Genomic DNA, 5,422 nt, shown 5'->3' with positions numbered 1-5,422 from the left:
GAGATCGAGAGTCTGGCCGGGAACCTGCAGGATCTGTCGGGGATTCTGGCGGAGGTCGGGGAGGCGTTGAAGGGGTTGGGGACGAAGCTGAGTGAGTCGGGTGGGTCTGTGCAGAAGCTGCTCGACTGAAGCGGACCTGGGACTGACTAAGGTCTCGGGTATGGCTAGTCGGGTGGTTCGGGGTACGGCGATCGCGGCCGGGGTGGCTGCGGTGGTGGGGGGCGGCGTCGGGTTTGCGTTGGGGCAGCCGGTGCAGGAAGAGGATGTGGTGCCGGCGCGGAAGCTGGCCGCGGACTTGTGCGTGCGGCTCGGGGACGTGTCGGCGCTGTTGCCTAAGGCATCTAGTGGGCGGTTGGCGCAGTCGGGGACGGGCGCGGTGACGTGTTCGGCGGTGGTCGGGCGGCAGCAGGCCACGACGTTCTCGGCGGCTTCGGTGAAGGTGACGATCACGTCGTACGGCGGGAAGCTGGCCGGGGCCGGTGAGGCGCCGTACACGCCGGCGGTGATGGCGAAGAAGGCGTTCGACCGGTCGCCGTTCGATGCGGTGCCGGATCGGCCGTATCCGACCAAGAGTGATCAGAAGGCGGTCGGGCTGGCGGGTGAGTCGTTCACGACGCGGGTGCTCGTGCAGCGGGCGGATGTCGTCGTACTGGTGGAGTACACGGCCACTCCGGTGCTGGCGGAGACTGCGCGGCAGGCGGCGACGGTGCTGGCGGACCGGGCGATCTGGGAGACGAAGTGAACGCGCCGGAGGTTGCCGGGTACCGGTTCGAGCAGTTGCTGCTCGAGCATCCGCTGGCGGAGGTGTGGCGCGGACGGGCCTTCACGGGGATGGAGGTGGTCGCGCTGGTGCTGACCGAGGCGGGGGCGCAGGAGCCGGTAGTGCAGGAGCGGCTGGTGCAGGCCGGGCGGGAGGCGGCGCTCGCGCCGGGGCAGGCGGAGACGCCGTTGTGGGCGGCGAACTTCAGTGCCGCGCGGCCGTATGCGATCACGCAGCTCGTGCCCGGGCAGACGGGTGCGGAGCGGCTGGTTGATCCGCTGGACGGGATCGTCGGGAACGACGACGCGTCGCTGCAGGCGGTGCGGTCGCTACTCAGCCAGTACGGCGGGATCGCGCCGACCGCCGTACCCAGTCCACCGGAGGTCCAGGGTGCACTCGGTGGAGTGGTGGACCGGCTGGGTGGCTGGGTCTATGCGGTCGCCATAGTCGTCGTACTGGTGGTTTTCACTCTGGTGTATTCGGTCGGCGCAACCGTCGGCAGTGCAGTGAAGGAGGCGCCTGACGCGGCTCCGCCACCCGTGGCGGTCAGTCCGGCGGCACTTCCGTCGACGGTGTTGCTGCCGGGCCTGCCGAAGATCACCACTGCGCCGTACAAGCGGCCGGACGGTAGCGCCGGGCTGCTGGGGGCGACGTACCCCGCGGGAGCCGACGTACAGGTGGTGACGAAGGCGGACCTGCCGTTCTCGCTCGGGTGGCCGCGGCTGCCGGCGGTGTCGTTCCTGGGTGAGTCGTCGACGATTGCGTATCGGCAGATTCGGACCGACGAGCAGTCGACCGGGCGGAAGGTCCCGCCGGACCTGAAGATCGCGCTGAGTGCCTGCGCGAATCTGGCGGACTGCGTCAAGGACCGGCCTGCGTTCGATGAGGAGTGGACGAAGCTCTTCCAAGCACCGGTGCCGTCGGTTGCGAAGGATGAGCGGACCTGGTTGACGACTCAGGACAAGCCGTACGTGCTGACGATGACGCGGGCCTTCCAGAGCGGTGGTCAGTGGTGGCTCGTCGGGATGACGGTGACCGGCCGGCCTGGCGAGGAGCCGGACGTCCAGCGGGTCCTGAACGACATCTGGCGGCAGACCAGCTGATTCGCAGAAAAATCTTCACCGAACGGCCCGCGTCCCGACGCGGGCCGTTCTCATTTTCACAAGGTCGGCCGGAAAGCGGTTGTCGGAAAAACTTTGTGACCGGGTTCACGTTCGACGGGTTCACAGCACCCGTTTCCGTCGCGTACCGTTAGTACCACTTGCACACTGGTATGCGTCCACTGCAATCACTGGTATGCGACAGATCACACCGCCAGTCCGCTGGATCGAACCGCTGGAGACCCCGGCGGCCGGTGCCGTACCCGTTTCCTCAGCGTCGAGGGGCGGAGCGGCAGCCGGACCGACAGCTGAGAGGGAATGAGCCGCCGATGACGACCACCGCCAGCCCGACCCACACCGCCGATCTCACCGAGACCGCGCCGACCGGCACCGCGTCCGCCTCGACCAAGGCGTACGACCTGTCCGGCGCACCGACGAAGCACGCGGGCCTGCTGGCATGGGTGGCCGAGGTCGCCGAGCTGACGCAGCCGGACGCGATCCACTGGGTCACCGGCTCCGACGAGGAGTACGGCGTACTGACCCAGGGGCTGATCGACGCCGGCACGATGGTCCGCCTCAACGAGGCGAAGAAGCCGAACTCGTTCTGGGTGCGCACCGACCCCAGCGACGTCGCCCGCGTCGAGCAGCGCACGTTCATCTGCTCCGTGGACGAGAAGGACGCCGGTCCGACCAACAACTGGATGGACCCGGCCGAGATGAAGGTCCTGATGACGGACCTGTACCGCGGCTCGATGCGCGGCCGCACGATGTACGTCGTGCCGTTCTGCATGGGCCCGTTGACCGCCGAGCAGCCGATGTTCGGGGTCGAGATCACCGACTCGGCGTACGTCGTCGGCTCGATGCGGATCATGGCGCGCACCGGCGCCGACGTACTGGCGAAGATGGGCACCGACGCGAAGTACGTGCCCTGCCTGCACTCGGTCGGCGCGCCGCTCCAGCCCGGGCAGAAGGATGTCCCGTGGCCGTGCAACGACGAGAAGTACATCGTCCAGTTCCCTGAGGAGCGGACGATCTGGTCGTACGGCTCCGGGTACGGCGGCAACTCGCTGCTCGGCAAGAAGTGCTACTCGCTGCGGATCGCCAGCGCGATGGCGCGCGACGAGGGCTGGCTGGCCGAGCACATGCTGATCCTGAAGCTGATCTCGCCGGAGAAGAAGGTCCACTACATCGCGGCCGCGTTCCCGAGCGCGTGCGGCAAGACCAACCTGGCGATGCTCGACCCGACCCTCGAGGGCTGGGAGGTCGAGACGCTCGGCGACGACATCGCCTGGATGCGGTTCGGCAAGGACGGCCGCCTGTACGCCGTCAACCCGGAGTTCGGTCTGTTCGGCGTCGCCCCCGGTACCGGGTGGAAGACGAACCCGAACGCGATGCGCACGATCGAGAAGGGCAACTCGGTCTTCACGAACGTCGCCCTGACCGATGACGGTGACGTCTGGTGGGAGGGCTACTCGCCGACCCCGCCGGACCACCTGACCGACTGGAAGGGCCGCGAGTGGACGCCGGCCTCGGGCGAGCTGTCCAGCCACCCGAACAGCCGGTTCTGCACCCCGATCGAGCAGTGCCCGATTCTCGCCGACGAGTACGACGACCCGAACGGCGTACCGATCTCGGCCATCATCTTCGGTGGTCGCCGGGCGACGACGGTGCCGCTGGTGACCGAGTCGCGCGACTGGGCGCACGGGGTGTTCATGGGCGCCACGCTGTCCTCGGAGACGACAGCGGCCGCGGTCGGCCAGGTCGGCGTCGTACGGCGGGACCCGATGGCGATGCTGCCGTTCCTCGGGTACGACGCGGGCCAGTACTTCGACCACTGGCTGACCGTCGGCAAGGAGAACGACGCGAGCAAGCTGCCGAAGATCTTCTACGTGAACTGGTTCCGCAAGGACGAGAACGGCAAGTTCGTCTGGCCGGGCTTCGGTGAGAACGGCCGGGTGCTCAAGTGGATGATCGAGCGGATCGAGGGCCAGGCGGACGCGGTCGAGACGCCGGTCGGGTACGTGCCGACGGCTGACGGGCTGGATGTCAGCGGGCTGGAGCTCAGCGACAAGGAGCTGCAGATCGCGCTGGACGTCGACGCCGAGGAGTGGAAGGCCGAGATCCCGCTGATCGAGGAGTGGTTCGAGAAGCTTGGTGACACCGTTCCGGCTGAGCTGAACGTTGAGCTCGACCACCTCAAGGCCCGGCTGGGCTAGAACTCCGCTGCCGAGTCGGAAGCCGGCAGCGGGAAGCACGCGGCGCCCTGGTCCCACCATGACCAGGGCGCCGCGCTGTGTGTACCGACGGACGGGTAGTAGGCGGCCGCCCAGGGGTGTCTCAGGCGTGGGGCGGCGCGCGGATGCTGTTGGTGGGTGACGTACTACCAGTTCTTCTGTACGCAAACCCGGTCGTCTGGGGTGCGGGTGGGTGCGTAGGTTGGCGGGATGAAGATCGGGTTGATGTTGCCAGTGGGTGGGTCCGATGGGCCGACCGGTGGGATGCCGCGGTGGGACGACGTCAAGGCGATGGCCCTGACGGCTGAGAGCTCCGGGCTGGATTCGGTGTGGATCGCGGACCACTTCTTCTATCGGGCCCCGGACGGCGCTGTGCACGGGATGCACGAGTCGTGGACGCTGCTGAGTGCGGTCGCGGCGCTGACCGAGCGGGTCGAGCTCGGGAACATGGTGCTCTGCTCGACGTTCCGGGACCCGGGGCTGACCGCGAAGATGGCCGCGACGCTGGACGAGGTGTCCGGTGGGCGGCTGATTCTCGGGGTCGGCGCGGGGTGGCACGATCCGGAGTACGAGGCGTTCGGGCTGCCGACGGATCATCGGTTCGGGCGGTTCGAGGAATGGCTCGAGATCGTGGCGCGGATGGTGCGCGGCGAGACGGTCAGCTTCGACGGCACCTACTACAAGACGGTCGAGGCCAACCTCACCCCGGCACCGGCCCGCCGGATCCCGATCCTGGTCGCCGGCTCGCGACCGCGGATGCTCCGGCTCACCGCCGAATGGGCCGACGCCTGGAACATGGCCTGGTACGGCGCTCCCGGCGAGAAGGCGATCGAGCGTCTCGAGGGATTCCGTGCCGTCACCGCGGAGGTCGGCAAGCCGGTCGCAGCCACCGTCGGCCTCGTCGTCCGCGACCCCGACCAGGCCCCGAACGAGGGCGACCCAACCGCCTTCGCCGGTACCGTCTCCGAGCTGGCCGAGATGTTCGCGTCGTACCAGAAACTAGGCGTCGACCACCTCATCGTCGCCACCGAACCCGTAACCCCCCAAGCCGCCCAACGCATAGCCGAAGCCAAACGCCTGCTGGAGGGCTAGCAACAACCGCGCTGCTGCCTCCCGGAGACAGGACGTAATGGCCGGAGACCCCGCACCACAGGTCCCCGGCCGCAGCTGCCTGTCTCCGGCCACAACTGGTGGCCGGACGCGGGGAACGGTGGGTGGAGAACCGCGCGGCCCCCCGGCAGCCGCCCCGCAGTCGTGCTGTAGTCGCGCTGCGGTGGCAAGTGGCGCGAGGTCGCGGGGGGTCCGGGGGCTGGCTCTTATACACATCT

4 protein-coding genes are annotated in these 5,422 nt (G+C 68.4%); all 4 read left to right on the top strand.

The window, feature by feature from the left end; genetic code table 11:
- Positions 1-160 precede the first annotated feature (160 nt).
- Positions 161-742, top strand: a complete 582-nt coding sequence (locus E1261_RS43060; RefSeq protein ID WP_132415857.1) for a hypothetical protein — start codon at positions 161-163, stop codon at positions 740-742.
- Positions 739-1,863, top strand: coding sequence for a hypothetical protein (locus E1261_RS43050; RefSeq protein WP_165952850.1), 1,125 nt, complete (start codon positions 739-741; stop codon positions 1,861-1,863). The genes E1261_RS43060 and E1261_RS43050 overlap by 4 nt, the downstream gene beginning before the upstream one ends.
- A 326-nt stretch (positions 1,864-2,189) precedes the next feature.
- A complete protein-coding gene (locus E1261_RS43045) occupies positions 2,190-4,076 on the top strand; it encodes a phosphoenolpyruvate carboxykinase (GTP) (RefSeq protein WP_132415851.1) in 1,887 nt (628 codons plus the stop codon).
- A gap of 228 nt (positions 4,077-4,304) precedes the next feature.
- Positions 4,305-5,186, top strand: coding sequence for an LLM class flavin-dependent oxidoreductase (locus tag E1261_RS43040; protein ID WP_132415849.1), 882 nt, complete (start codon positions 4,305-4,307; stop codon positions 5,184-5,186).
- Positions 5,187-5,422: the final 236 nt, after the last annotated feature.

Origin of the sequence: Kribbella albertanoniae (genome assembly GCF_004348455.1) — a bacterium.
Lineage (GTDB): Bacteria > Actinomycetota > Actinomycetes > Propionibacteriales > Kribbellaceae > Kribbella > Kribbella albertanoniae.
Note: the sequence above shows the minus strand (reverse complement) of the source record. Positions and strands in the feature narration are given on the sequence as shown.

Coding starts and splice junctions, on each gene's coding strand:
- E1261_RS43060 (WP_132415857.1), top strand. CDS start 161: ATGGCTAGTCGGGTGGTTCGGGGTACGGCGATCGCGGCCGGGGTGGCT.
- E1261_RS43045 (WP_132415851.1), top strand. CDS start 2,190: ATGACGACCACCGCCAGCCCGACCCACACCGCCGATCTCACCGAGACC.
- E1261_RS43040 (WP_132415849.1), top strand. CDS start 4,305: ATGAAGATCGGGTTGATGTTGCCAGTGGGTGGGTCCGATGGGCCGACC.